Source organism: Isoalcanivorax pacificus W11-5 (assembly GCF_000299335.2).
GTDB classification, from domain to species: domain Bacteria; phylum Pseudomonadota; class Gammaproteobacteria; order Pseudomonadales; family Alcanivoracaceae; genus Isoalcanivorax; species Isoalcanivorax pacificus.
The window spans coordinates 2,612,898-2,637,654 of record NZ_CP004387.1; the positions used below are offsets into that span (position 1 = coordinate 2,612,898).

The following is a 24,757-nucleotide window of genomic DNA, read 5'->3' on the forward strand; positions in this document are numbered from 1 at the left end:
GCCAGCGGCCCTTACTGCTTCGCACACCACCGGTCATCCCGGCGGCAGATATCCTGCACGTCGCGCCCGTGCCAGGCTGGCGGCATCATCCACATCCCAGAGCGTGGCCAGTTGCACAACACGGCCATGCGGTGCCAGGCATCGCAGACTGTCGGCCAGCGCATCAGAACCACCGAAACGGCAACCCGTGAATACCGGCGCTCCGCACCATGGCGACGGCAGTGCGCTGCCGATCAGCACATAGCCACCGTCTTCAGCCGGGCCAAAGACAAAATCATACCGGGTCAGCGCGGTGAAGGCGCGGGTCAGATAATCCGCTGTCAGCGCGCCGCAGTCGCTGCCGATCAGCACCACCCGCGATGCACCGGCGGCATGCGCGCAGGCCAGCGCATGCTGCATGCGCCAGCCCAGATCGCCCGCAGCTTGCGGTCGCCAGGCGACGTCCGGCACCGCGAGGGTCTCTGCCGCCAGACGACGGTCTCCCTCCAGATGGCACTCAACCGGCCGGCCACTCGCCACGCCATGGCGTAACGTGGCAGCGAGTAACTGCCGATGCACCGCGTCCGCACCGGCTTCCCCGCAAGCGGGAATCAGGCGGGTCTTGGCCCGCCCCGGCTCCAGGCCTTTGCTGAGTACCAGCAGCAACTCATCCGCCATCCTGCGATCCCCGCGACGCACCGTAATACAGCCGGTGTAATTGCACCGGGTCAGCCCCCCGCCAGTATCGCCAGCGGAGCCACCACATCTGCGCGATCGTCACACAGATACCACGCTGCTCCCAGCGCCGGCTGTCCACACCGATGCGCACTGGCGGCATGACCGGTCGCGCGCGCCGTCGCAATGCCCTGCTGATGGCAATATCTTCCATCAGCGGCTGTGGTGGAAAACCGCCCACGGCCGTGAACAGACTGCGTGAGAGAAAAATTCCCTGATCGCCGGTGGCGATGGCGGTCAACCGCGAGCGCAGGGTCATCAGGGCACCGACCAGCCGCAGCAGTGGCTGGCGGCCCGAGAGCCGCACAGGGAAAAACCCCCAGCCCTGAACGTCATGCATCGTCTGCAACATTTCCAGATGACGAGACGTGACGCTGCTGTCCGCATGCAGAAACCACAGCAGGGGCGCGGAGGCGATCGCCGCCCCCGCATTCATCTGCGCTGCGCGCCCCGCCGGCGACACCAGCACCCGATCTGCCAGGGGCTGCACCATGGCCAGCGTGCCATCGGCACTGCCGCCATCCACCACCAGCACTTCCACACCCTGTGCACGCCACGCCTGCAGTGGCGCGAGCGTTGCGGCAATACCCCGCACCTCGTTCAGTGTCGGCACGATCACCGATAACCAGCAACTGGACGGCGCTACCTGATGCAGTGTCATTGAATACCCTGAGTCCATCCGGCTGACAGGGGTGGCAGCCTGAGCCTGACATACTACAATAGCGCCTCGTCGACGCATGCCAACCCGCTGTTGGCCATGCCACTCGCCACGCCCCGGTAGCTCAGTTGGATAGAGCAAGTGCCTCCTAAGCGCTAGGTCGGACGTTCAAATCGTCTCCGGGGCACCATTTCCCTTTTCCGCGCAGCGCTGGCGCAGCTGCGCCTCTCCCGGCATGATGAGATATCATTTCTCACCGGCAACGCAGGGAGCACACACATGCGCAATATTCTCGGCCTCGTCATTCTCGCGCTCGTCATCTACGCCATCGTGATGATCGTGCAATCGAGCGCACCGACCCTTCACAAAGTGCTGTGGAGTCTGCTGGTGCTGATCCTGCCAGTGATCGGCCTGATTATCTGGGGATTGATGGGACCGGGCAGTCCCTTGAAGCGCTGACCGTCCTGCCGCGTTCATCGCCGCCGGGCCAACCCGGCGGTATGCGGAAATAGGCCTGCCGTGCTGTGTCGCGCAAAGGCTGGTTGACCACACGGCCCAGGCGTCGCAATGAAAAGTACGGAATATCACGCAGCAGCAGGTTCGCCAGCCAGGCGGGCACATGCCCACCCGGGTCCAGTGTCACCTGATAGGTGACAGCCATGTCCGGCGGCGCGAGGGGATAAAAGCGGATACAGCCGTTCATGAACGGCATGCGGACATACCCGTCGCGGGCCGGCAACGGCGTGCGGCTTTGCCTGAACAGTACATCCACCGCATAAGTATGCGGGTCCTGGCTGACCGCCATTTCCAGTGTGATATCCCGGTTTTCCACCGGCCATGGCAGGCGCGTGCTGACATGCAGCTGGCGCCGCAGCGGATCCTCACGCGAGATTTCTGCTATCTCCGACACCATGTGCAGCCAGGACGCCATGAAGGCATAGTCGTCCAGCTGTGCTGACAGGGCGGAAAAATCATCCAGCGCAATGCGGGCTTCGCCGCGAAAGGTCTTGATGCGGGCGTCATCGTCATGGGCCATATAGACACGCACGCCTTCCCGCTGCGTGACCAGTGTCCAGCGTCCGGTACTGGCCTGCGCGTTCAACGCCAGCACACACAGCACCGACATCATGCTGCGAATAACAGCCCTTGCCCCCATCAAGTACTACCTGCTGTCCGGTCTGCCTGCCGTTCCCCTCAACGGCAGCGCGCGGCATGGTACCACAGCCGCATTGGGCTGATGCCAGGCCCTAGGGCCTGTTCACACTAAATCCATCGGCCCTGCTGGCCCTGTTTGGCCATCCAGCAAGGCAGCCGGTGCGTAGTGTGGTGGGCCCACATGAGCAGCGGCTAACGCAGCGGGGTGGCCAAACAGGGCCAGCCCTTCGAGTTGAGTCTGCAACCGCACCGCTCCGCGTTGCTCGTCAGTCGCTTGGGGCCACCAAGCTCGCCTCCTCGCGCCTTGATCGGCGCGCTTGCAGACTCAACAAGGCCGATGGATTTAGTGTGAACAGGCCCTAATACATTTGCCCGGCTGACCACACTGCAACCGCCACGCTCGCCAGCGCAACCGCCAGCAACTGCGTCTGCTGCCGACGGGATTGCAGCCAGGCGGCAGGCCAATACGTACGTTGCGATGGCAAATGCTCAATCAGCGCCAGCCAGATCAGCGCAATCAGCAGCACTGCGGCACGCCCTGCTTCGGGCAACAACCAGGCCAGCAGCGACACTGTCAACGGCATCGACAACGCCAGGCCAAGGCCAGCGACGGGCCGCGGCGCATCGTCCTGCCGGAACAGCCCGGCCAGATAGATGCCCGCCACCTGCCATAGATACAGGCTCACCATCAGACAGGCCCAGCGGGCCGGCAACAGCCGGCCTTCCGCTTCCGGCACCCAGACCAGGACACCGAGCACGACCACCGCCAGCACGAACAGGTAATGCACGCGCAACAAACGCGCGGCGCGGGCAGGAAGTTGGGTGCCAGATTCCAGGCGCATGCAAAGCTCCCGTGTCAGAGATAAGGTTCAAGCAGGTAGGCGACCGCATGGCGCAGCCGTTTCAGATAGTAGGGGCGCAGGCTCTCCAGACTGACGCGCTGCGCCTGTTGCCGTCGACGATCCATAATGTCGTGAAGCGCATTTACCAGCGCCGGGTCATAGCATTCCATATCCAGCTCAAAATTCAGCCTGAGGCTGCGTGCATCCCAGTTGCCGGAGCCAAGCAACGCCCAGCTGCCGTCTACCGTCATCACCTTGCTGTGGTCAAACGGCGGTGGCGAAAAATACAGTTCGCAGCCATCGTGTACCAGCCACGGCAGCAGATGCAGCGACGCCCAGTGCACCAGGCGCATGTTGTTGCGTGCCGGCAGCACCAGTTCCACCCGTACGCCGCGCAGGCAGGCCAGCTGCAATGCGGTGAGCAACGTCTGGTCCGGTACAAAATAGGGCGTCATGATGCGGATTTCATGCTGGGCGCTGCCGATCGCCGCCAGCAGTGTCATACGTCGCTTGCCGATATCGGCGTCCGGGCCGGCACTGATGCCGCGCGCCAGCACCGGGCCGCAGACCAGTGGGCCGACATAGTCCACATTCAGGGTTTCGCGCGCGCTGAACTGCCAGTCGGCGGCAAAGCTGCGCAGCAACTGCCCCACCACCGGCCCTTCCACGCGCATGTGCAGGTCACGCGTATTGGCGGGCTCGCGGATGTAGCCGCTACGCAGGTTCATGCCCCCTGTGAAACCGATGCTGCGGTCAATCACCAGCACCTTGCGGTGGTTGCGCAGGTTCATGTACGGCATGCGCCAGGGAGCGATGGAATAGAGAAACCGGGCGCAGGGGATCCTGCGCTGGCGCAGGCGACGCATCACCGTCGGGAAGGAGTACAGCGAGCCCATGCCATCGATCAGTACGCGCACCTGCACACCGCGCTCCACCGCCGCTGCCAGAGCCTCGATCACCGGGCGACCAGCGATGTCGTTGCCGAAGATATACGTGGCCAGGTAGACCGATTCCTCGGCCTGATTGATGGCCTCGATCATCGCCGGCAGGGCATCACGGGCTTCCATCGGCGTGATCAGGTTGCCGGGTAACAACGGCAATCCGGTCAACCGCCCGACCAGCTCCGCCAGCGAATGCAGATGCTGGTCAGCCGGGCGAGGCTGCACCACGGGATGGGGTTCGCTGCTCTGGTCAAGATGATCAGCCACCAGTTGCTGGGCGCGGCGCTGGATGCGATTAACGCCGATCAGCAGGTACAGGACCGAACCAATGAACGGCACCAGCCAGATCAGGCCGGTCCAGGCCGCCGCAGCACGCGAATCACGTTTATGCAGCACCGCGTGTGACATCATGGCAACCGCCAGCAGCAGGCCACCAAATGCCACCATGCCCGGCCAGTATTCAAACAGCCGTTCATACAGCGGTGTCAGCCGCGCTGTAAGTTGCTGTTGCCAGTACGCAATCTGTTCCACGACCCCGAATCTCCTGCCCTGCCCCGATAGCGACATACAGCACCAGGACGGTGCAGCCAAGAGTGCCCGAGCGCCCGCCAGAATGCCACCGGCGCAACCTGCCGCGTGTCACCTGGCATTGCGCCACCGCGCAGGCGCACCTCCACAGCCGGTTAAAAACGATGACAAGCTTCCGCAAACCGATTAAAAATGGAGTTGCAACGCCCTCCGGCGCTGCGGCAGCCCCCGGCCAGTCGGGGATTCCACCTGCAATACACGAGTCAATAGAGCTATGGGACGCCGTCAATTCGACGACTACGATCAGGACGAATGGGAAGAGAACCACTCCCGTGCGGAACGGCAGCGGCAACGCAAGGAAGAACAGCGCCGGCGCCACAACGACGATTCGCCTGCACCCGCCATGGAAAGGCGGTCACGTCGCAACCTCGACGACTGAACACCTGACAAGTGCGCCGGCTGTTTCCGGCGCTGGTTACATCAGGTGCACTGCATACGCCTCGCGAAGAGCGCGTAGGTCTTTTTTGTTTTTCCCGACACCTCTGTTCCCCTCAATTTGTCGCTGAAAGGAGCGCGCCGTCCATGCCAACCATCGACGCCCCCGCCCGCAAACAGATCGCACTGGTGGCGCACGACCATCGCAAGGCGGCCCTGCTGGCCTGGGCTGGCCGGCACCGCGCGCAACTCGCCCGGCACACGCTGTTTGCCACCGGCACCACGGGGCGCTTGCTGGCGGAAAACCTGGCATTGGCCGTGCACTGCCTGGAAAGCGGCCCGCTCGGCGGTGACCAGCAGATCGGCGCGCGCATTGCTGAAGGCACCGTCGATTGCCTGATCTTTTTCTGGGACCCACTGGAAGCCCAGCCCCATGACCCGGATATCCGCGCCCTGCTGCGACTGGCAGCGGTCTGGAATATCCCCGTCGCCTGCAACGAGGCGACGGCGGATTTTTTGATGAGCTCGCCGATGATGGACAGCAGCTACCTGCGCGACATCCCTGACTTCAGCAGTTACCGGCAACGTCCTGCCTAACCCGCTCGCCCCGCACAGCGCGCTGCCAGATGGGACAGCCGCCGCAGCGCATCGTCATCGCAGTGGCTGATGACATAGCCTGCCCGCTGGCGCCCGCGTACCGGCCGCGCCCAGCGCATCACGACTTCCAGCGGGATATCGCGTGCACCGTCGATGGCCCAGGGCAGCACCAGCCGCACCTTTACCGGGCCAATGCCAGTGACCGCCGGGCGCGGGCCGCTGACGCAGAATCCGCCCAGTGACAGGTCAACCAGATGGCCCAGCGGCCGCCCGGATTCCGCTTCTTCCACACGAACATTGACCCGTAACGGGTCGCGATGCAGCCGCTGCATACCGGTCACCTCCCTGGTCTCCGACAGCTCGCGTCAGTGTCTGCCGCCTGGCCGGACGCCGCAAGCATGGCAAAACCTGTCTGAATGCCATCACAGGCGTTACCATGGACAGCAGAAACCGCCTGAATCCTGGCAGAGCCACGATGGACAAACACGACCGGAAGCTATTTCTGGAACAGATGGGCGATGTGCGCCCTCTCGCCCCCTCAGACCGCATTGAGGAGCCCACGCGCCGCGCGCCTTCCCTGAGCCAGCTCGCCCAGCGGGATGCGGCGCTGCGCACCCATCTGAAAGACCCCAATCCATTGAGCCTGCCCGAGCACGTGCCGGAGATCGGTCCGCTGGATATCGTGGGCGAGCGGAAGAACGGCGTACAGGAAGGTGTTTATCGCAAGCTGCGGCTGGGCAAGTACGAAGTTCAGGATCGGCTCGACCTGCACCGCATCACGCTGCGCGATGCACGCGTCATGGTGTATGAGTTTCTCAACAGCGCCTTTGCGCAGGGTCTGCGCACGGTGATGATCACGCACGGCAAGGGCCAGCACAGCCCGACGCCGGGCCGGCTGAAGAGCTACGTGATGCACTGGCTGCAGGAATTCGACCTGGTGCTCGCCTACCACACTGCCAAACCGCCGCACGGCGGCACTGGCGCCACCTACGTGCTGCTGCGCAAGTCCCCGGAGGACCGGCGCCGCACCCGAGAGCGTTTCAGCGACTGACCGCCCGCCACACTCAGCGGCGCAACCGGTTCAGCCCGTTGATCGCTGCCACCCGGTAGGCTTCCGCCATGGTCGGATAGTTGAAGGTGGTATTGACGAAATATTCAAGCGTGTTGTGCGGTGCCGGTTGCGACATGATCGCCTGCCCGACGTGCACGATTTCCGTGGCCTGGTAACCGAAGCAGTGGATACCGAGCAACTCCAGCGTGTCACGATGAAACAGCAGCTTGAGCATGCCGGTGCGCTCGCCGGTAATCTGCGCGCGGGCCAGATTCTTGAAAAATGCCTGCCCCACCTCGTAGGGAATTCTCGCTTCCGTCAGTTCGTGCTCGGTCGGCCCGAGTGAGCTGATGCCGGGAATGGTGTAGATCCCGGTCGGCACATTGGCCACCTGCCGCACCGGGTCACCGCACAGCATGCCGGCGCAGAAACGGCCCTGGTCGTAGGACGCGCTGGCCAGCGACGGCCAGCCGATCAGGTCCCCGACCGCAAAGATGTTCGGCACCTGGGTCTGGTAGCGTTCATCCACCTGCAACTGGCCACGCCCATTCGGCTCCAGGCCCACGGTTTCCAGGCCAAGGTTCTGCGAATTGCCGCTGCGACCGTTGGACCACAGCAGCGCATCGGCCCGCAAACGCTTGCCCGACGCCAGCACCAGCGTCACGCCTTCTTCGTCCGGTTCCACCGCCACATATTCCTCGCCATGGCGGATGGTCGCGCCCTGTTCCCGCAAGTGGTAGCTGAGTGCGTCAGAAATTTCTGCGTCGAGGAAGTCCAGCAGGTGCTCGCGGCTGTTAACCAGATCCACGCGCATGCCCAGCCCGGTGAAAATGCTGGCGTACTCACAGCCGATCACACCGGCACCGTAAATGATGATGTTGCGGGGCGTATGCTGCATCGACAGGATGGTGTCGCTGTCGTAGACGCGCGGATGACTGAAATCCACATCCGCCGGATGATAGGGCCGTGACCCGGTGGCCAGCAGGATATGGCGGGTTTCCAGCAACCATTCGCGGTCATGGGTATCGTTGACGCGCACCCGGCCTTCACCGGCGATGCTGCCACGGCCGTTGAACACCTGTACGCGATTGCGGAAATAAAAACCGGAGCGGACCTGGACCTGAGCGCCGATCACGTCGCTCACCCGGCTCAGCAGTTGCGGCCAGCCGACGTCCGGCAGATCGGTGACACCCTGCAGCAACGGGTTGCGGCGGTGTCGCACCAATTGCCGTACCTGATGCCGGAACGCTTTCGAAGGAATGGTGCCCAGGTGGGTACAACTGCCGCCAACCTGCGGCTGATCTTCCACCATGGCCACGCGCAGACCGCCCTTGGCAGCGCGCATCGCTGCCGCTTCCCCCGCCGGACCACTCCCTATCACTACGAGGTCCCAACCGGAAGAGGTGTTCATAGCAGCTCCTTGACCAGACGAACAGATCTGAAGGCAGGCCGGCGGCCCGCCGGTGCAGGCGCATCATCCCCCAAGGGATGCTTATCGCCAAGCCCCTATTCGACTAGAGTGTAACCAATCGTGGAAGGGATAACCCGTACAAGGGAACCTCTGAATAACTCCCCGGTGGTTCTGGCTTTCCGGGCGGCACCTGATCAAGGCGCGACTTCAAAGGCATAGCGGGCTACGTCGAGAAGTCGCAACGCGGAGCAGGTGCCGCCCGGAAAGCCCCGCAGGGCGGGCGCTACAGCACGCATTAGCCGCGTTGCGTCGCTTGACAAGGGCGATGCCATTGCCGGCGCGCCGCGCCTTGCTACTGCATGCTGTAGCGCCCGCAGAACCACCGGGGAGTTATTCAGAGGTTCCCAAGGAGCCGGCATGGCCAATGACCGTTCTTTTTTTCGCCAGTTGCTGGACTGGCTGCAACGCAAGCCGGGGCGGGCGCTGTTCTGGCTGGGCATACTATTGCTGGCAGTGATCGTGCTCCAGAATCTGGAGCCAACGTCGCTGAAGATACTGTTCTGGCAGGTTGCGCAGGTGCCCAAGCTGGTATTGCTGCTCGGTGCGATGGTGCTCGGGGCGCTGATCTGGGAGGTGTTGCGCCGGCGGACGGGGCGCAATGCGCCGCCGCCACGCAGGCCACATGACCGCTACTGAACCCGGCGCCGCAGGCTCAGCAGCAGGCCACCACACAACAGCGCCCAGGGCGCCGGGCTGCCGCCCCCGCCCAGATTGCCGCCCGCGCCGTCCACCTGAGGGAAATTGATTTCCACGGACACATCGGTGTTCGAGCCGCAGTCGTCCTCCAGCCGCACAAGGAAGGTGTCCTTGAAACGCTTGGTGGTATCGGCGTGGATGTAGGTCACTGTCAAAGCCGCTTCATTGAAAATGATGCCGGTGCCCTCGATCTTGCGCGTGTTCGGATCACGCGCCGCAAACAGTGGCCGGCCCGACTCCGGCAGGCTCAGGCCGACGATCTCGCCGTCCACGTCCAGCACCCCGGCAGCGATCAGGTCGATAGTCACCTGGCCACCCGGCTCGATGGTCCGGCGAATGGCCTCTCGCGGCGGACGCGGCGGCAGGTTGGCAATCGTCACCTTGACCAGCCCTGTGGTCGTCAATCGATGACCGCCCCACTGCACTTCGTCCTCGGCATCCAGGGTGAAATCCTCGGATTCGACGGTGTAGCGGAAATAATCGTCATACGGCAGCGCGTCACACTGCACCTGGCTTGGCTGGCCGGCGATCTCGTCCAGGCGGTAAACCACCACGCAATCCTGATCCAGATGGGTGCCATCGGTGGGATTGTTGGTGGAGCCATCCGTATTCAGGCCTTCACCGCAGAACAGCTCGGGATCGTTGATGTCCTCCACCGAATAATCAAAGCTCACGCCCTCGCTGGTGGTACCCCAGACATCGTCATAACCCTGCACCACCTCATCATCTTCATTGCGTTTGCGCAGGCGGGTAAAGGCCTCGCCCAGCGTATCGGGCAGCTCGGCATCGCCGGTGACCTTTGTCAGCGTCATCGTGCCCGGCCGGAAGCGGTAACCATCGCCGGGTACATCGTTGGCCAGCACGTCGAACACGACCGTGCGGCTGCGACGGTTGTCATTGCCGCCACTGTCTTCCACCGCCGTGATCACCTGCAATTCATAGGCACCTCGATCACACTGTTCGCCTGCTGTACGCGGTGCGTTGCGCAGATCGACTGAACGGCAGGCATCAACACCCGTGCTGCCCTCCGCCAGCGCTGCGGGATTACCCGCATCGATGATGTCGGTAAACAGCGGGTCGGTAATCGGCAAATGCGGCAACTCATAATCCTGGCCGGACGGCGCTTCATACAGTACGCCGCCATTGAGTGCCGCGCGGATGTCGGGCAGTGCGATGCCGGTGGTGTTGTCCTGATCCGTGCCGGCCGCCGTGCAGGATGCATCCGCGCCGGAGAACAGATTGAACAGGCTGCGGTTGAAACGCCGGGTGCCGCTGCTGCACGCCTGGTCAATGCCTGCATAGATGGAATTCGACAGGGTCCGGTTACCGGCTTCGCCCGTCTGCGGCTCACCCAGGTCGATCTGCCCGGCACCGCCGGTGTTGTCCATGAAAGTGCTGTTGACGACGTTGAAGGAGGTTGCACTGTCACGCACGTCCAGTGCCGAGCCGCCGACGCTGGCCTGGTTACCGATAAAAGTGCTGTTCATCACCACCAGCGAGCCGGTCTTCTGGTTGGCGTCCACGGCGCCGCCACTGAGCCCGGCCACATTGCCGGCAAAAGTGCTGCTGCTGATTTCCAGATCGCGCCGCTGTGTCTGCGCGAACATTGACATCGCACCGCCATCCAGGGTCGCGGTATTGCCATTGAAATAGACGCTGCGAAACGCGGAGGAACTGCTTTCGTCATTATTGAACGCCAGATAGATGGCGCCGCCGCTGGCCGCGCTGTTGTTTTCCACGCGCACGTTTTCCAGTACCAGGCCGGCACGCGCCAGCACGGCGCCGCCGTCCGCCGCGCCGGCATTGCCGTTGCGCAACGTCATGTTGCGCAGCACCAGCTGGCTGCCTGCGGTGAACAGACGACCCACGCCGTCCGCATCAATGATGGTCTTGTCGACGCCTTCTCCCTCAATCACCAGCCGGTTCTGGGCACTGATTTCCAGCGTGCCCGCCAGCGTGATGGTGCCTTCCGGCAGCAGGATCACATCCTGCCCGGTCTGGCCGTTGGTACAGCCACTGAGGTTCGGCTGCTTGTCGATGCCACTGTGAATCGCCTCGCGCAAAGTACAGGTCCCCGGCAGGTAGGCCGGCGGCATCACATCATCAAGGCTGTCCACGGTAATTTCCGCTGCACTGGCAGTACCGGCGCACAACAGCGCCAGCAGCGGCCAGGCGCGGCGACCACGGCGCGCGGCTCCGGCCAGCGCCAGCAGGCCCAGCCAGAACAGATTCACGCCACCGAAATCATCCACGTTCTTGCTCTCGGTCATGCCGGACGCCGGGCGGGAAGAGACCGCCACCCGCGCGCCGACATCCGCACCACCAAAGGTGATACCGGCGAACGCATCGCGGTGCACCAGATACTCGAAAAAGTCGTAGCCGTCGTAACGGCTGCCAAACTGGTAGACCAGGACCGGATAGCCGTTTGCGTCAATGTCCGCCGTAATCACCGTGCCCGGACGGGTGGAAGGAATCACGACACGAATGCATTCTTCACCGGACGGCACCAGGTTGCAGTCGATCAGCGCATCGCCCAGATCATTGGCGACCACATCCATCTCGGTGGTCTGGCCGATCACCATATTGAAGCTGTCGACCTGCCCTTCCGCCTTCATGAACTCGTTGGCACCGATATCACATCGTTCGGCGCGGTTGTTACCGCGCTGGTCGCTGCTTTCGCAGATATATTCAACGCCGGTGGTCGGGCTGCCCGTGTCCAGCAGGGCCGGCACGCCGCTGCCTGCAGCGATAGTGAATTCCGGCAGGTACCCCGGCAGGAAACCGGGTTCATCCAGCTCGATCGGATCACACGGCGTCCCCACCACACATGGGCCGTCCGCATTGCGCAGCACGGAAATATCGCCTGCATTGGACAGGTTCACGCCGCCCTGGATGTTCGACGAGGCGGTGTATTCCGGCAGCGGTGCCGCACAGCCGGGGCCTGTCACCACATACGCCAGCGTCAGGTCGGCCATGCCGGGGCCGGCGCAGTCTGACGGCGTGTTCGCCACCAGCACGGAATTGATCAGCACATCATTGTCGCCGGCCTCCTCCAGATACACCGCGCCCAGCGCACTGCCAGTGCCTTCGTTCTCCACCAGGGTGAGGTTGTTGAGGGCAAAATTCTGCGTCGTGGTCAACGCATCCATATGCAGCACAGTGCCGCCCGCCGCCGCACTGTTGCGCAGCAGCGTGCCGTTGCGCATCACCACCGTCAGCACCGCGCCACGGCCAAACAGCACGCCGCCACGGCCATCGCTGTGATTGCCGGCAAAGTAGAAACGGGAAAAGTTCAGCGTGCCCTTGTAGTCATCGGCCATGCTGATCGCACCACCATCCACTGTGGCGGTGTTGTCGAGAAACCGGGCGTCAACCGCCGTCAGTGTCGCGGTACCGGTGAGGTAGATGGCCCCGCCCATGGCGGCCCGGCCGTTTTCGAGCAGGGTGCGTTCCTGCAGCGTCACGTTACCGTCGGCCAGTATCAGCCCGCCCTCCGGCTCCGTGTGTGCGGACACGTCGCCATCGCGCAGCGTGATGGCCGACACCGTCAGGGTGGATTTCTCCCGCACATGGATGATCCGCTCACCGGGGGCGGCAACCAGGATGGCGTTATCGCCCACCTCGTCGTCTTCCAGTGCTTCCGGGTCCAGTTGCAGCGTGACGCGCGGGTTGACCTCCACATCGTCGATGATCGGCTGCTCATTCTCGTCCAGTACCGGCTCGCCCTCATTGTCCACGCGCGGCACCTGGATGGTCTGGCCACCAAAGGCCAGGGGCGCAGCCAGCTCATACACGGCTCCAGGGGCAAAACGGATGATGTCGTTGCCGTTGCCGGCCGGGCATTCATTCACTTCCTTGCGGAAGTTGATTGCCTCGACGGCATCGCGCAGGGAACATTCACCGGGCAGGGACGTATCTTGCGTCGTGGTGATGGTCAGAACTTCTGCTTCTACCCCGGAACCCAAGCACAGCAGCAGCAACCCCAGAGCGAGGGGCCGCGACCCGTGATAAATCATATTGTTCTCCAGCAGGCTCACGCCCGACGCTGAAATTATTCTTGGTATGGGTGTTGCCACGTCACGCCGGTCTGTGTAGCCGTGTGTAACGCGCTTTCCTGATACGCCCGTTATGCAACGCTCTGATCGGGTTTTCTGTAACGGAACGATGTTGCCAGAAGAAACAATCAGTTAACGCGCATTTTATTATTGGCTGCCGGAATGTTAGCCAGCCGGCAAGGCAGTCACTGTTGTAAATTTGTTAAGCGGTAGCTTTTACCAGTTGAGCGCTTCCTTGACCAGAGGAATGGTCAGGCGGCGCTGTCGGGCCAGGGCATGCTCGTCCAGCCGGTCCAGCAACGCCAGCAGCGCCGAGGGGGTGCGGGCGCCCCGGTGCACGATGAAGCCGGCCACTTCGTCGGCCAGTGTCAGGCCGCGCCGGGCGGCCCGGCCACGCAGCAATTCAATCAGCGCGTCGTCCGTCAGTGGCTGCAGGCGGAACACCGGGCCGGCCGCCAGCCGGCTGCGCAGGTCCGGCAACGCAAAACCGGCTGCCGCCGGCGCGCCGGCGGCCGCGAACAGCATGGCTGCATCACGGTCCCGGCAGCGGTTGTAGAGGTGAAACAGCGCTTCTTCCCATTCGGGCCGGCCGGCCAGCAGGTCCAGGTCATCCAGGGCGAGCAGATCGAAATGGTCGAAATCCTCCAGCAACGCGGGCGGCAGCGCGGCCAGCTCGCGGCCAGGCAACAGCGCGGCGCGCAGCCCGGCCTGCTCGGCCTGGACCACGGCGGCGGTCAACAGATGCGTGCGGCCCAGGCCCGGGTCGCTGTACAGATAAAGCTGCCCGGCTTCACCGGCCAGCAGCGGCAACAGGGTGGCCAGGGCAGCCTGGTTGGGGCCGGCGACAAACGTCTCCAGGGTCAGGCCGTCACGCAGGCGCAATGCCAGGGGAAGCTGTGCACTCATGCGTGGCTCAGCGGGTCCAGCACAGCCGCAGCAAGATGCCGTCGGTCAGGGCCGTGGCCGGGGCCAGCTCGCCCGATACCGGTTGTGCGGCGCAGCGTTGCAGGTCACCACTGAGGGTCAACAGGCGCTCCAGCTGGGCGCTGTCACCGGCAAAATCCAGGCGCAGTTCCGCCACTTCACCGTCCAGGCGGCCCAGTGCCACATCACGCACACCGGCCTGGCGGGCAATGTACGTGCGCACGGACTGCCAGTCGCCGAGGCTGTTGATGCCATCGATCTCCAGCCGCGCCAGACGGGCCTCGCTGCCCTGCACGGCGTACAGGTCGGCCATGAAGTCCGCCAGCGTATCGGCCAGGTCGCGGGCCAGTGCCGCCTCGCTGTCGGCGTTGAGCTGGCCCTCGCGCAGGGTGCTGCCCTCCTGCACGATACGCCAGCGCAGGCTGGGCCGGCCGCTGGTGTAATACACCACCGTAGCGGACAACGGGCTGTCATAGCGGCGGGAGGCTTCGCGCAGCTGACGGTCAAAGCGGCCGCGGATGTCGGAGGCGCTGATGCGCGCGCGGTCAGTGTCGTCCATCACCGGCAGCAGCAATGGCAGGCCACGCGCCTCGGCGCCCGAGTGCAGCGCCTGCATGAAGTTCGCGTCGCTGTCCCGGCTGTGAATATCACCCCGGTCGGAGACCACCCACAGCAGCACCGGGGGCCGCGCTGCGCCCCACACCGGCGCCCCGTTACGGGCCAGCTGGTCACTGATCGCCTGCACATCAAAGCGCGCCTGCAGTTGCAGCGCGTCATTGCTGCCCACATAGCCGTATTGCGCCACCCAGCTTTCCGGCGCGTCGAGCATGGCCGCTGCGCCAGGCACGGTATCCGGGGTGCGGCTGCCGGTCAGACGCACCAGAATCTGTTCCAGCCCGGCACGCAGGGTCGCGCCACGGGCCTCGGTGCTGCGGTCCGCCACCGGCAGGGTCACCTCGCTGAGCGTCTGCGCGGAGACAGCACCGGCCATGACCAGCAACATCAGCAGCAAGGTCTGGCGGGCAACGCGGGAGAACGGGGACAGCAACAGCGGAAGTCTGCTCATGGGACTCATCATGGCCGGTTGACGGACGTGCGCCATTATCCATATTTCCCCGACCGGGCGCGAACCCCGGCGCGGCGATGACATCGCACCGGCCAGGCCCTAGAATGTGCGCCCTCGCCTCCCTGGAGTTCATCATGACGGACAACAAGCGCCCCCTCAGCTACCGGGACGCCGGTGTGGATATCGACGCCGGGAATGCCCTGGTCAAGAAAATCGGCCCGGTGGCCAAGCGCACCCGCCGGCCTGAAGTGCTCGGGGGCCTGGGCGGTTTCGGCGCCCTGTGCGCGTTGCCCGCCGGCTATCGCGAACCGGTGCTGGTGGCCGGCACCGATGGCGTGGGCACCAAGCTGCGCCTGGCCATGCAGCATGACCGGCACGACACCGTCGGCATCGACCTGGTCGCCATGTGCGTCAACGATCTGATCGTCGGCGGCGCCGAGCCGCTGATGTTTCTGGATTACTACGCCACCGGCAAGCTGGATGTGGATACCGCCGCCCGCGTCATCAGTGGCATCGGCGCCGGCTGCGAGCTGGCCGGCTGCGCGCTGGTCGGCGGTGAGACCGCTGAGATGCCGGGCATGTACGAAGGCGAAGACTATGACCTGGCCGGCTTCTGCGTCGGCGTGGTGGAGCGCGACGGAATCCTTGACGGCAGCAAGGTCAAGGCTGGTGACAAACTGCTCGGTGTGGGGGCCTCCGGCCCGCATTCCAACGGCTACTCCCTGATCCGCCGCATTCTCGAACAGGCGGACTACGACGCCGATACCCGCGTCGGTGGCGTGCCGCTGATAGACGCTTTGCTGGCCCCGACCCGCATCTATGTCAAGCAGGTACTGCAACTGATCCGCGAAAGCCAGGTGCATGCGCTGGCCCATATCACCGGCGGGGGCCTGCCGGAAAACCTGCCGCGCGTGCTGCCGGAAGGCACCCGCGCCCGCATCGACAGCAGCAGCTGGCAATGGCCGCCGGTCTTTCAGTGGCTGCAGGCACAGGGCCAGGTGGACACGCAGGAGATGTACCGCACCTTCAACTGCGGTGTCGGCCTGGTGATCGTGGTGCCGGCAGACGCTGTGGACCAGTCCCTGGCGCTGCTGGAAGCGGCGGGCGAACAGGCCTGGCTGATCGGCGACATCGTCGCTCACGATGGCGCACCGGACGTCATCATCGAATGATCGCTGACCACCCGAGCGACCGGCCACTGCACCGGCTGGTCGTGCTGATCAGTGGCAGTGGCACCAACCTGCAGGCGCTGATCGACGCCCGGGACGCCGGCACCTTGCCGGTGGATATCCGCCTGGTGCTGAGCAACCGTGCCGACGCCGCAGGCCTGGACCGTGCCCGCGCGGCCGGCATTGATACCGCCGTACTCAGCCATCGCGACTTCGACAGCCGCGAGGCCTTCGATACCGCCATGCTGGAGCGCATTGACGCCGCCGGTGCCGACACCCTGGTGCTGGCCGGCTTCATGCGCATCCTCAGCAGCCTGTTCGTACGTCACTACGCCGGCCGGCTGGTCAATATCCACCCGTCCCTGCTGCCGCGCTACCCCGGGCTGAACACGCACCAGCGCGCCCTGGATGCCGGCGACACGGAACACGGCTGCTCCATCCACTTTGTCACCGATGAGCTCGACGGCGGCCCGGTGATTGCCCAGGCCAGCGTGCCTGTGCTGGCGAACGATAGCGCCGAAACCCTGTCCAACCGCGTACAGACCGCCGAGCATCAGCTCTACCCGCTGGTGATCGCATGGCGCGCCGCGGATCGTCTGGCGCTGACGGAACAGGGAGTGGAACTCGATGGACAAGTCCTGCCTGACACCGGTTATCGGCTCACTGCTGCTAGTACTGCTGAGCAGCCCTGCCGCCCGGGCCAGTGAGCCTGGCGTCGCGCCTTTTACCCTTGCCTACAGTTTTTCCGGCTCCGGCGTTCCCTTTTCCATCAGCGCCGAGCGCACACTGAAACCGGTCGGCGATGGCCAGTGGGAAATGCAGATCCGCGCCCGCAACATGCTCGGGGAGATCCGCGAGACGACCCGCTTCAGCTGGACCGAAGAGTGCCTGCCACAAAGCCTCTACTACGGGAATTACCGCCGTGGCCTCGGCAGAGAGCGCCAGGCCACCCTCACACTCGACCAGCGCACCGGCCTCGCCACCCTGACCCGCAACGGTGAGTTCAGCCGCGAATTCGAGATTGATGCGGACACCACCGACATCCTGTCACAGACCCTGGCACTGCAATGCCTGCTGCAACGCGGCGAATCCGGCGCCACCACACTGGACGTGGCCAGCGAGCGCCGCCGCGAGCCCATGACCTATCAACGCCTTGGCGAAGAGCGCGTACGCACCGCTGCCGGACGGTTCAATGCCGTCAAGCTGGAGCGCGTGCGCGACGATGACAGCGGCCGACGCACCCTGCTATGGTTTGCGCCGGAGCTCGATTACACCCTGGTCAGGATGATCCAGGACAACGGCGACGACGAATACGAACTCGAACTGAAACGTCGCTGACCGCCCACCTTTTTCTTGCAAGCCGGGATGACACCATGCGCAGAGCGATGTTTTTGCGAGGATTGATCACAGCGTGCGTCTTCAGCCTGTGGCCCGTCGCCGCAGCGGCCGACACGGTGGACACGGACGACGACGCCCTGCAACCGTTCCGCGTCGAGTATCGCATCAACGTCAGCCGTATCCCCACCACCATCAAGGCGGACATGTCACTGGAAGCCGGTGAAGATGACACCTACCGCATGCAGTTAAGCATTGATTCAATGCTGATGAAGAATACCGAGCTGAGCATTTTCCGCTGGCTCGACTGTGCACCGCGCACCATGCACTACATGCACACATTTCGCGGTTTCCGCCGTGAGCGCGATTACCAGATGGATTTCTTCTGGGACCCGCCACGTGTCAGCGCCACGACCCGCAGCGACGACGATGGCGAGGAAAGCGTGGACTATGACATCCCGTCTGACACACTGGATGAGCTGACCATGCTGCTCAAGGCACGCTGCGTGATCAACGACGAGCAGACCGACTATCAGGTCACCACAGCCTACGGCAAGCGCCTGCGCACCCACTATATCCATGTGGTCGGCCGCGAAACGCTGGATACGCCACTCGGCAAGCTGGACACCATCCGCATCGAGAAACGCCGCGACCAGGACAGCAAGCGCCGCACGGTATTCTGGCTGGCGCCGGAACTGGATTACCTGCTGGTGCGCGCCCGCCATATCGAATCCGCCGCGCTGTTCGGCGAGTTGCGCATGAGCGACTACGAAGGGCCGTTTGACTATCTGAAGGACCGTTGAATCCGGGCGGGCGCGACGGCGCCCGCCGGCAGGGATCAGGCGCGCGGCAGTGTCACGCCGCGCTGGCCCATGTACTTGCCACCGCGATCACGGTACGAGGTTTCGCACACTTCATCGGATTCCAGGAACAGCATCTGCGCCACGCCTTCGTTGGCATAGATCTTCGCCGGCAGCGTGGTGGTGTTGGAAAACTCCAGCGTCACATGCCCTTCCCACTCCGGCTCCAGCGGCGTGACGTTGACGATGATACCGCACCGCGCGTAAGTGGATTTGCCCAGGCAGATGGTCAGTACACTGCGCGGGATGCGGAAGTATTCCACAGTACGTGCCAGCGCGAACGAGTTCGGCGGGATGATGCAATAATCACCCCGGATATCGACAAAGCTTTTCTCATCGAAGTTCTTCGGGTCCACCGTGGCGGAATGGATATTGGTGAAGACCTTGAATTCATCCGCGCAGCGCACGTCATACCCATAGCTGGACGTACCGTAGGAAATGATCTTGCCGCCCTGGTCGTTCTGGCGCACCAGTTCCGGCGCGAAAGGTTCGATCATCCCTTCCTGTTCCGCCATGCGGCGAATCCAGCGATCCGATTTGATACTCATGCCATTCCCCTGTGTTCCAAAACAGCGCCAGGCGGCGGCGCCACGCGAATCGCCGCATCATAGAGCCTGAGGGCGGATAAATCACCTGCGGGCCGTGTCAGTGCGTCTGCGGTGTGTGGGTCATCACCATGCGGGCAAACGCCTGCTGGCCACGGGCCTGCAACGACAGCCGGCCAGCCAGCCGGCGTGCCGCTGCCATATAGAGCGCGGCCTCGGCGCTGTCCGGCTGGGCCACCACCAGCGGCGTACCCTGATCCGCCTGGGCACGGATGCGTGTCGCCAGCGGCAGGCTGCCCAGCAACGTCGTCTGGTACTGTTCCGCCAGCGCAGCACCACCGCCCTCGCCAAAGACATGCTCGGCATGGCCACACTGGCTGCAGACGTGCACCGCCATGTTTTCCACCACGCCCAGCACACTGATGCCGACCTTGCGGAACATCTCGATGCCCTTGCGGGCGTCCAGCAGCGCCACATCCTGCGGCGTGGTCACCACCACGCTGCCGGACACCGGCACCCGCTGGGCCAGCGTCAGCTGGATGTCGCCGGTGCCCGGTGGCAGGTCGACGATCAAATAATCGAGATCACGCCAGAGCGTCTGCGTCACCAGTTGCTGCAACGCACCACTGGCCTTGGGGCCACGCCAGACCACTGGCGTTGTCGCATCGACCAGAAAGCCGATCGACATCACCTCAATGCCATGCGCCTGCGGCGCAAGGAAATACTTCTGCTCCTGCACACCAGGCCGGGTACCCTCCGGCAGGCCCAGCATCAACGGCAGGCTGGGGCCGAAGATATCGGCGTCCAGCATGCCGACGCGTGCGCCCTCGGCGGCCAGCGCCAGCGCCAGGTTCACGGCCGTGGTGGACTTGCCCACTCCGCCCTTGCCGGACGCCACGGCGATCACGTTGCGCACGTTCGGCAATGCCGCCATCTGCTGCTGTGCGCGGTGGTGTTGCACCTGCCAGTCCAGCGTCAGGTGCAGCGCGCGACCGCCCAGCACCGGCGCCAGCGCCTGCTCGACCTGACGGCGGTACAGTGGCAGCCGGGTGTCGCAGGGATACCCGAAACGCAGTGCCAACGACACCGCGTCGTCGTCAATCGTCAGCGACTGTAAAACATGCGCACTGATCAGGTCACAGCCCAGCGCATCGGGCACTACTGTGGCCAGTGCCTGTCTGATAGCGTGATCCGGGGCAACCATGACACCTCCTGCAAGATTCAAGCGGCACACCGGCTGCAATGACCGGTGGCGTGGTGCGCCATGATAAGCAGCGCGTCCGCCACCGCCAAGGCAGCGGCCCCGGAGACATTTGCGACTACTTTCTGCACAATGCAACGACCAGCCTGCGAGGACCTGATTATGGCTATCCGCCGCATCACCGGCACTTTCTTTCTGTTGACCCTGTTGGCCGGCGGCCTGACCGCCTGTGGCGCAGGCACCCACCCGGCCCCGCGTGACACCCTGGATGTGTCCGGTACCGGCGAAGTGAAGGCCACCCCGGACCGGTTCCGTGTACGCGCTGTCTCCAGCCGCACCGGCGACGATATCAACGCCATGAAACAGGAAGTCGACGCCGAGATCGGTGCCGCCATCAAACTGGCGGGCGAGCTGAACATTCCTGACAACCAGGTCAGCGCCACCGGCATCACCATCCAGCCGGAATGGCAATGGCAACCGGAGCGCAAACTGATCGGTCATCGCGTTGCCCGCGACATCGACTTCGCCGTTGACGGTATCGACGACTACGCCGCGCTGCTGGAAGCACTGACCGAGATCGGCTTCACCGAACTGAATCAGGCCGGTGCCGAGCTGGCCGACCCGGTTGCACTGGAAGAAGAAGCACTGCGTAAAGCAGTGGAAGACGCCCGCCGCAAGGCCCAGATACTGGCTGACGCTGCCGGCCGCAAGCTGGGCCAGGTGATTCTGGTGCAGGAACAGGGCGGCAGCATGCCGCAGCCGATGATGATGGCCATGGACATGGCCGCCAAACGCGAAAGCAGCGCCTATGCCGCCGGTGAAATGACCGTGCGCCAGCAGGTCCAGGTCCGCTTTACGCTCGACTGACGATGACCAGCCTGGGCAGCATTTCCGGCGCGGCGCTTGACCAGTATCTGGTCAGCGCCCGTGCTGCCGGGCTGGATATCTCCCCCGCCCTGGCCGATGCCGGCCTGGATGAAGCCACCGCACGACAACCCGACAGCCGCGTCCCCGGCGAACGCTTTGAAATCCTGCTGGAACGCCTGATCGCCATTTCCGGGGACCCCCTGTTCGGCCTGCATACCTCGCAATTCGTCCAGCCCGGTTCCTACAGTGTGATGGGCTATATCGCCATGAACGCCACCACCCTCAACGAAGCGCTGTCGAAAGTGGCGCTGTACGAGAAACTGGTCGGCGACATGGGCACCACGGAAGTCATGCCCGCCGGACAACTGGTGGAAGTGCGCTGGTGTTGCCGCCACACGCGCCAGCCGGTCCGCCGGCATCTGATCGAGAACGTGTTCGGCTCCTGGGTCCGCTACAGCCGCTGGCTGGCCAACAACGATGCACTGACGCCGGAACTGGTGCTGTTCGAACACGATGTGCACGACAGCAGCGCCGTGGCGGCCTACGAAAAAGTGTTCGGCTGCGAAGTACGCTTCAACCAGCCCTGCTCCGCCCTGCGCGCCGACCCGCGCGTGCTGGACGTGCGCCTGCGCCATCCCGACCCGCACCTGCTGTCGACACTGGAAGCGCACGCCGCCAGCAAGCTCCAGCAGCTGGGCATTGATACGTCACTGGCGCACAAGGTCCGCGAACAGATCCGTGCCAGCCTCGGCGAGCGGCTACCACGCAAGGAACAGATCGCCTGCGAGCTGGGCATCAACATGCGCACCCTGCACCGCCGGCTGCGCGAAGAAGGCACCACCTGGCAGCAGGTGCTGGACGAATTGCGCCAGCAGCTGGCGCTGCAATACCTGCGTGACAGCGACCTGCCCCAGGCCAGCATCGCCGAACGGCTCGGCTATTCCGACATCCGCTCATTCCAGCGCAGCTTCAAACGCCACAACGGCATTACCCCCGGTGACTACCGCAGCCGGGAAAAACCCTGACCGGCCACTGACACGGAGCAGCGAATGGGCACCAAGACCTGCACCGGCCATTACAGCGATGAAGATTACCTGCGGTTCAGCCACCGCCTGCGCGAACAATTGCCACTGCTGCACAGCCAGTTGCGCAGCGGTCGCCTCGACCACGGCCCGGTGACCCTCGGGGCAGAACTGGAACTGTATATCACCGATACCGCCTTCACCCCGCTGCATGCCAACCGGGCCCTGCTCGACGCTGCCGGCGACCCGCTGCTGCAACTGGAACTCAACCGCTTCAACCTGGAATACAACCTGGCGCCACAGGCCATTGCCGGCGCACCGTTCAGCCATTACGCCCGGGCCGTGCAACAGCAACTGGCGCGGCTCAACCAGCTGGCCGGCCAGTTGGATACACCGGGCCATGTCCTGGCCATCGGTATTCTGCCGACACTGACAGCCGCCGATTTCCACGACTGCATGACAGACGAGCCGCGATATCAGGCGTTGTCCTCCGGGCTGCGCCGCATTCGCGGCGAACCGTTTCATATCCACATCGAAGGCGCACAGGACACGCTGGAGTGCCGCAACGAGGACGTCACGCTGGAAGGCGCCAATACCTCCTGGCAATGTCACCTGCGCGTGCCGGCACACGAGTTTGCCGGCTGGTATAACGCCATCCAGCTTGTCACCCCGCTGGCCGTGGGCCTGTCCGGCAACAGCCCGCTGCTGTTCGGCAAGCACCTGTGGGAAGAAACCCGCATCGCCCTGTTCCGGCAATCCATCGACAGCCGTGGCCAGCAGGCACAACGCTGGCGCGCACCGGCACGGGTGGCGTTCGGCGAGGGCTGGGTACGGGACAGCGCCTGGGAACTGTTCGCCTCGGCGGTGGCGCTATATCCCCCGATCCTGCCCGATTGCAGCAACGATGATCCGGCCGCCCTGACCGAACTGCGCCAGCACATGGGCACCGTGTGGCTGTGGAACCGGCCGGTGTTCGATCCTGCCGATGGCAGCCATCTGCGCATTGAAATGCGCGCCCTGCCGGCGGGCCCCACCGGCGCCGACATGGCCGCCAGCACGGCGTTCCTGATCGGCGCCGCCAACACCCTGCGGCAGCGTATCGACCACCTGATCACCGCATTGCCGTTCCGCTATGGCGAGTACAATTTTGTCGAAGCCGCCCGCGCCGGCCTGGAAGCACGGCTGGTCTGGCCCTGCGCCACCCAGGTGGAACTGTTCGACCGCGCCCTGCCGGATATCGTCCGCGAGTTGCTGCCCGCCGCCCGCGAAGGCCTGACGGCGCTCGGTGTCGACGCCGCCGAGGCAGACCGGCAGTGCGCGTTGATCCAGGCGCGGCTGGCCAGCGGCCAGACCGGCAGCCGCTGGTTGCGGCGCGGCCTGCAGCACTACGGCAACACGTTGCACGGCACACAGGCCCTGCTGAAGGATTACCACCGTCATCAGGCCGGCGGCCGGCCCGTGCACGAATGGGCGCTACCGGCATGACCCCGCTGCATCACATCAACCCGTTTGTGATGCCCCTGCCACCCCGGCCGGAAGACTGGCTCGCCACCCTGCCCGGCCCCAGCCTGATTCACCTGCACGGTGCCGACCCGACCCGGGTGCGGGTGCTGGTCACATTGCTGCACGGCAATGAACCGTCCGGCCTGATCGCCACCCACCAGTGGCTGCGCGACGGCCGCGCGGCGGTGGAACACGGCCTGGCCACCGATCTGGTGATCATCCTCGCCAGCGTCGAGGCGGCACGCACGCCGCCGCGCTACAGCCACCGCCACCTGCCCGGCCAGCGCGACCTGAACCGCTGCTTCCGTGCCCCCTGGCACGATGCACCGGGACGGCTCGCACAGGCGATCCTGGCCGAGCTGGTGGCGCTGGGGCCGGAAGCCGTCGTTGACCTGCACAACACCTCCGGCCGCAGCCCGGCGTTTGCCGTGGCCGCACTGGACGACCATCGTCATCGCACACTGGCCGGCATGTTCTGCGACCACATGATTGTCACCGACCTGCGCCTGGGCGCACTGATGGACTGCGCCGAAACCCTGTTCCCGACCCTGACCGTGGAATGCGGCGGCGCCGATGATCCCGGCGCACATTCGCTGGCCGGCGATGTGCTGCGGCGCTTCGGCGGCCGCCCCGAGCTGTTCGCGGCACAACCGGCTACCGACACCCTGCGCGTCTTCCGCAACCCGGTGCGGGTGGAACTGACGCCGGGCGCCAGCCTGAGCTTCGACACCGACAGCGGCGCCGACGTGACCCTGAGCCACGACATCCAGGCCCGCAACTTTCATGTCAGCCAACCCGGCGATGTGCTGGCGTGGCTGCGTGACACCCGCGAAATCCGCCTGAGCGCCCGCGATCATCGCGGCCGCCCCGTGCTCAACGAGCTGTTCGCCATCCGCGACAACGCGCTGACGCCGCGCGTGCCACTGCGACTGTTCATGGCCACCGGGCGGGCCGACATCGCGGCCAGCGACTGCCTCTTTTACGTTGCCCCGGGGCAAGACAAACTTCCCTGACTGTCCGACAATCAAGCCGCACACCGCTGCCCCGGATGTGGCAAAGTGCTGGCATATCGTCGTGCCTGTCATTGCACGACTGTCACAGCGACAACAAGCAGAACAACAG

General features: G+C 64.5%; 25 protein-coding genes and 1 tRNA gene. 14 read left to right on the forward strand and 12 right to left on the reverse strand.

Annotation, left to right across the window (positions count from 1 at the left end; all coding sequences use genetic code 11):
- Positions 1 to 33: 33 nt before the first annotated feature.
- On the reverse strand, positions 34 to 657 hold the full coding sequence (locus tag S7S_RS11575) for a TIGR04282 family arsenosugar biosynthesis glycosyltransferase (RefSeq protein WP_008737007.1): 624 nt from the start codon (positions 655 to 657) through the stop codon (positions 34 to 36).
- Positions 647 to 1,375, reverse strand: coding sequence for a TIGR04283 family arsenosugar biosynthesis glycosyltransferase (locus tag S7S_RS11580; protein WP_008737004.1), 729 nt, complete (start codon positions 1,373 to 1,375; stop codon positions 647 to 649). The genes S7S_RS11575 and S7S_RS11580 overlap by 11 nt, the downstream gene beginning before the upstream one ends.
- 110 nt (positions 1,376 to 1,485) lie before the next feature.
- Here S7S_RS11580 and S7S_RS11585 point away from each other — a divergent pair.
- Positions 1,486 to 1,562: transfer RNA gene (locus S7S_RS11585), tRNA-Arg, on the forward strand.
- Positions 1,563 to 1,651: 89 nt separating this feature from the next.
- Positions 1,652 to 1,831, forward strand: a complete 180-nt coding sequence (locus S7S_RS11590) for a PLDc N-terminal domain-containing protein (RefSeq protein ID WP_008737002.1) — start codon at positions 1,652 to 1,654, stop codon at positions 1,829 to 1,831.
- On the opposite strand, the gene S7S_RS11595 is transcribed toward S7S_RS11590, so the two are convergent.
- The 3 genes from S7S_RS11595 to S7S_RS11605 form a co-directional block, all read right to left on the reverse strand.
- Positions 1,788 to 2,501 carry an START domain-containing protein gene (locus tag S7S_RS11595; protein WP_008736999.1) on the reverse strand — a complete coding sequence of 238 codons (714 nt, stop codon included), beginning with the start codon at positions 2,499 to 2,501 and terminating at the stop codon, positions 1,788 to 1,790. The genes S7S_RS11590 and S7S_RS11595 overlap by 44 nt on opposite strands.
- 385 nt (positions 2,502 to 2,886) lie before the next feature.
- Positions 2,887 to 3,369, reverse strand: coding sequence for a hypothetical protein (locus S7S_RS11600; protein ID WP_008736996.1), 483 nt, complete (start codon positions 3,367 to 3,369; stop codon positions 2,887 to 2,889).
- A gap of 14 nt (positions 3,370 to 3,383) precedes the next feature.
- Positions 3,384 to 4,841 carry a phospholipase D-like domain-containing protein gene (locus tag S7S_RS11605; protein ID WP_008736994.1) on the reverse strand — a complete coding sequence of 486 codons (1,458 nt, stop codon included), beginning with the start codon at positions 4,839 to 4,841 and terminating at the stop codon, positions 3,384 to 3,386.
- Between the two features lie 271 nt (positions 4,842 to 5,112).
- On the opposite strand from S7S_RS11605, the gene S7S_RS19865 reads away from it, so the two are divergent.
- Positions 5,113 to 5,277 (forward strand): hypothetical protein, encoded by a 165-nt coding sequence (locus tag S7S_RS19865; RefSeq protein WP_159558476.1) that lies wholly within the window; start codon positions 5,113 to 5,115, stop codon positions 5,275 to 5,277.
- Positions 5,278 to 5,420: 143 nt separating this feature from the next.
- Positions 5,421 to 5,870 (forward strand): methylglyoxal synthase, encoded by a 450-nt coding sequence (locus S7S_RS11610; protein WP_008736993.1) that lies wholly within the window; start codon positions 5,421 to 5,423, stop codon positions 5,868 to 5,870.
- Here the strand turns inward: S7S_RS11610 and S7S_RS11615 are convergent.
- Positions 5,867 to 6,202, reverse strand: a complete 336-nt coding sequence (locus S7S_RS11615; protein ID WP_008736991.1) for a PilZ domain-containing protein — start codon at positions 6,200 to 6,202, stop codon at positions 5,867 to 5,869. The genes S7S_RS11610 and S7S_RS11615 overlap by 4 nt on opposite strands.
- Before the next feature lie 143 nt (positions 6,203 to 6,345).
- Between S7S_RS11615 and smrA the strand changes: the two genes are divergently transcribed.
- Positions 6,346 to 6,921 carry a DNA endonuclease SmrA gene (gene smrA / locus S7S_RS11620; RefSeq protein WP_008736989.1) on the forward strand — a complete coding sequence of 192 codons (576 nt, stop codon included), beginning with the start codon at positions 6,346 to 6,348 and terminating at the stop codon, positions 6,919 to 6,921.
- Positions 6,922 to 6,934: 13 nt separating this feature from the next.
- Here smrA and sthA read toward each other — a convergent pair whose 3' ends face one another.
- A complete protein-coding gene (gene sthA / locus S7S_RS11625) occupies positions 6,935 to 8,332 on the reverse strand; it encodes a Si-specific NAD(P)(+) transhydrogenase (RefSeq protein ID WP_035204493.1) in 1,398 nt (465 codons plus the stop codon).
- Between the two features lie 417 nt (positions 8,333 to 8,749).
- On the opposite strand from sthA, the gene S7S_RS11630 reads away from it, so the two are divergent.
- Positions 8,750 to 9,028, forward strand: a complete 279-nt coding sequence (locus S7S_RS11630; RefSeq protein ID WP_008736984.1) for a LapA family protein — start codon at positions 8,750 to 8,752, stop codon at positions 9,026 to 9,028.
- On the opposite strand, the gene S7S_RS11635 is transcribed toward S7S_RS11630, so the two are convergent.
- The 3 genes from S7S_RS11635 to S7S_RS11645 form a co-directional block, all read right to left on the reverse strand.
- Positions 9,022 to 13,104: a choice-of-anchor Q domain-containing protein gene (locus S7S_RS11635; protein ID WP_144401654.1), complete on the reverse strand. Its 4,083-nt coding sequence runs from the start codon at positions 13,102 to 13,104 to the stop codon at positions 9,022 to 9,024. The two genes, S7S_RS11630 and S7S_RS11635, sit on opposite strands and share 7 nt — an antisense overlap.
- 255 nt (positions 13,105 to 13,359) lie before the next feature.
- Complete coding sequence (hda, locus tag S7S_RS11640) at positions 13,360 to 14,049, reverse strand: DnaA regulatory inactivator Hda (RefSeq protein ID WP_008736980.1); 690 nt, start codon at positions 14,047 to 14,049, stop codon at positions 13,360 to 13,362.
- Between the two features lie 7 nt (positions 14,050 to 14,056).
- Entirely contained in the window at positions 14,057 to 15,133 is a 1,077-nt protein-coding gene (locus S7S_RS11645; RefSeq protein ID WP_008736979.1) for a DUF2066 domain-containing protein, read from the reverse strand.
- Positions 15,134 to 15,267: 134 nt separating this feature from the next.
- On the opposite strand from S7S_RS11645, the gene purM reads away from it, so the two are divergent.
- The 4 genes from purM to S7S_RS11665 are packed head-to-tail and all read left to right on the forward strand — an operon-like array spanning position 15,268 to position 18,440.
- On the forward strand, positions 15,268 to 16,305 hold the full coding sequence (gene purM, locus S7S_RS11650; RefSeq protein WP_008736977.1) for a phosphoribosylformylglycinamidine cyclo-ligase: 1,038 nt from the start codon (positions 15,268 to 15,270) through the stop codon (positions 16,303 to 16,305).
- The gene (purN, locus tag S7S_RS11655; RefSeq protein ID WP_008736975.1) at positions 16,302 to 17,009 is read left to right on the forward strand and encodes a phosphoribosylglycinamide formyltransferase; all 708 of its coding nucleotides are present in this window, start codon (positions 16,302 to 16,304) and stop codon (positions 17,007 to 17,009) included. The genes purM and purN overlap by 4 nt, the downstream gene beginning before the upstream one ends.
- Complete coding sequence (locus S7S_RS11660; RefSeq protein ID WP_008736973.1) at positions 16,930 to 17,640, forward strand: DUF3108 domain-containing protein; 711 nt, start codon at positions 16,930 to 16,932, stop codon at positions 17,638 to 17,640. Before purN ends, S7S_RS11660 begins: the two co-directional genes overlap by 80 nt.
- A gap of 35 nt (positions 17,641 to 17,675) precedes the next feature.
- Entirely contained in the window at positions 17,676 to 18,440 is a 765-nt protein-coding gene (locus S7S_RS11665; RefSeq protein ID WP_238582895.1) for a DUF3108 domain-containing protein, read from the forward strand.
- Between the two features lie 35 nt (positions 18,441 to 18,475).
- Here S7S_RS11665 and dcd read toward each other — a convergent pair whose 3' ends face one another.
- On the reverse strand, positions 18,476 to 19,045 hold the full coding sequence (gene dcd / locus S7S_RS11670; RefSeq protein ID WP_008736969.1) for a dCTP deaminase: 570 nt from the start codon (positions 19,043 to 19,045) through the stop codon (positions 18,476 to 18,478).
- Positions 19,046 to 19,142: 97 nt separating this feature from the next.
- On the reverse strand, positions 19,143 to 20,246 hold the full coding sequence (gene apbC / locus S7S_RS11675) for an iron-sulfur cluster carrier protein ApbC (RefSeq protein ID WP_008736968.1): 1,104 nt from the start codon (positions 20,244 to 20,246) through the stop codon (positions 19,143 to 19,145).
- A 159-nt stretch (positions 20,247 to 20,405) separates the two neighbouring features.
- Here apbC and S7S_RS11680 point away from each other — a divergent pair, with 159 nt between their 5' ends.
- Genes S7S_RS11680 through S7S_RS11695 form a run of 4 tightly spaced genes read left to right on the forward strand, consistent with a single transcriptional unit; the run spans position 20,406 to position 24,648 of the window.
- A complete protein-coding gene (locus S7S_RS11680; RefSeq protein WP_008736965.1) occupies positions 20,406 to 21,110 on the forward strand; it encodes an SIMPL domain-containing protein in 705 nt (234 codons plus the stop codon).
- A 2-nt stretch (positions 21,111 to 21,112) separates the two neighbouring features.
- Entirely contained in the window at positions 21,113 to 22,135 is a 1,023-nt protein-coding gene (locus tag S7S_RS11685) for an AraC family transcriptional regulator (RefSeq protein WP_008736963.1), read from the forward strand.
- Between the two features lie 24 nt (positions 22,136 to 22,159).
- Positions 22,160 to 23,617: a glutamate-cysteine ligase family protein gene (locus tag S7S_RS11690; RefSeq protein ID WP_041025988.1), complete on the forward strand. Its 1,458-nt coding sequence runs from the start codon at positions 22,160 to 22,162 to the stop codon at positions 23,615 to 23,617.
- Positions 23,614 to 24,648 (forward strand): M14 family metallopeptidase, encoded by a 1,035-nt coding sequence (locus S7S_RS11695; protein WP_052269327.1) that lies wholly within the window; start codon positions 23,614 to 23,616, stop codon positions 24,646 to 24,648. Before S7S_RS11690 ends, S7S_RS11695 begins: the two co-directional genes overlap by 4 nt.
- The last annotated feature ends 109 nt before the right edge of the window (positions 24,649 to 24,757 follow it).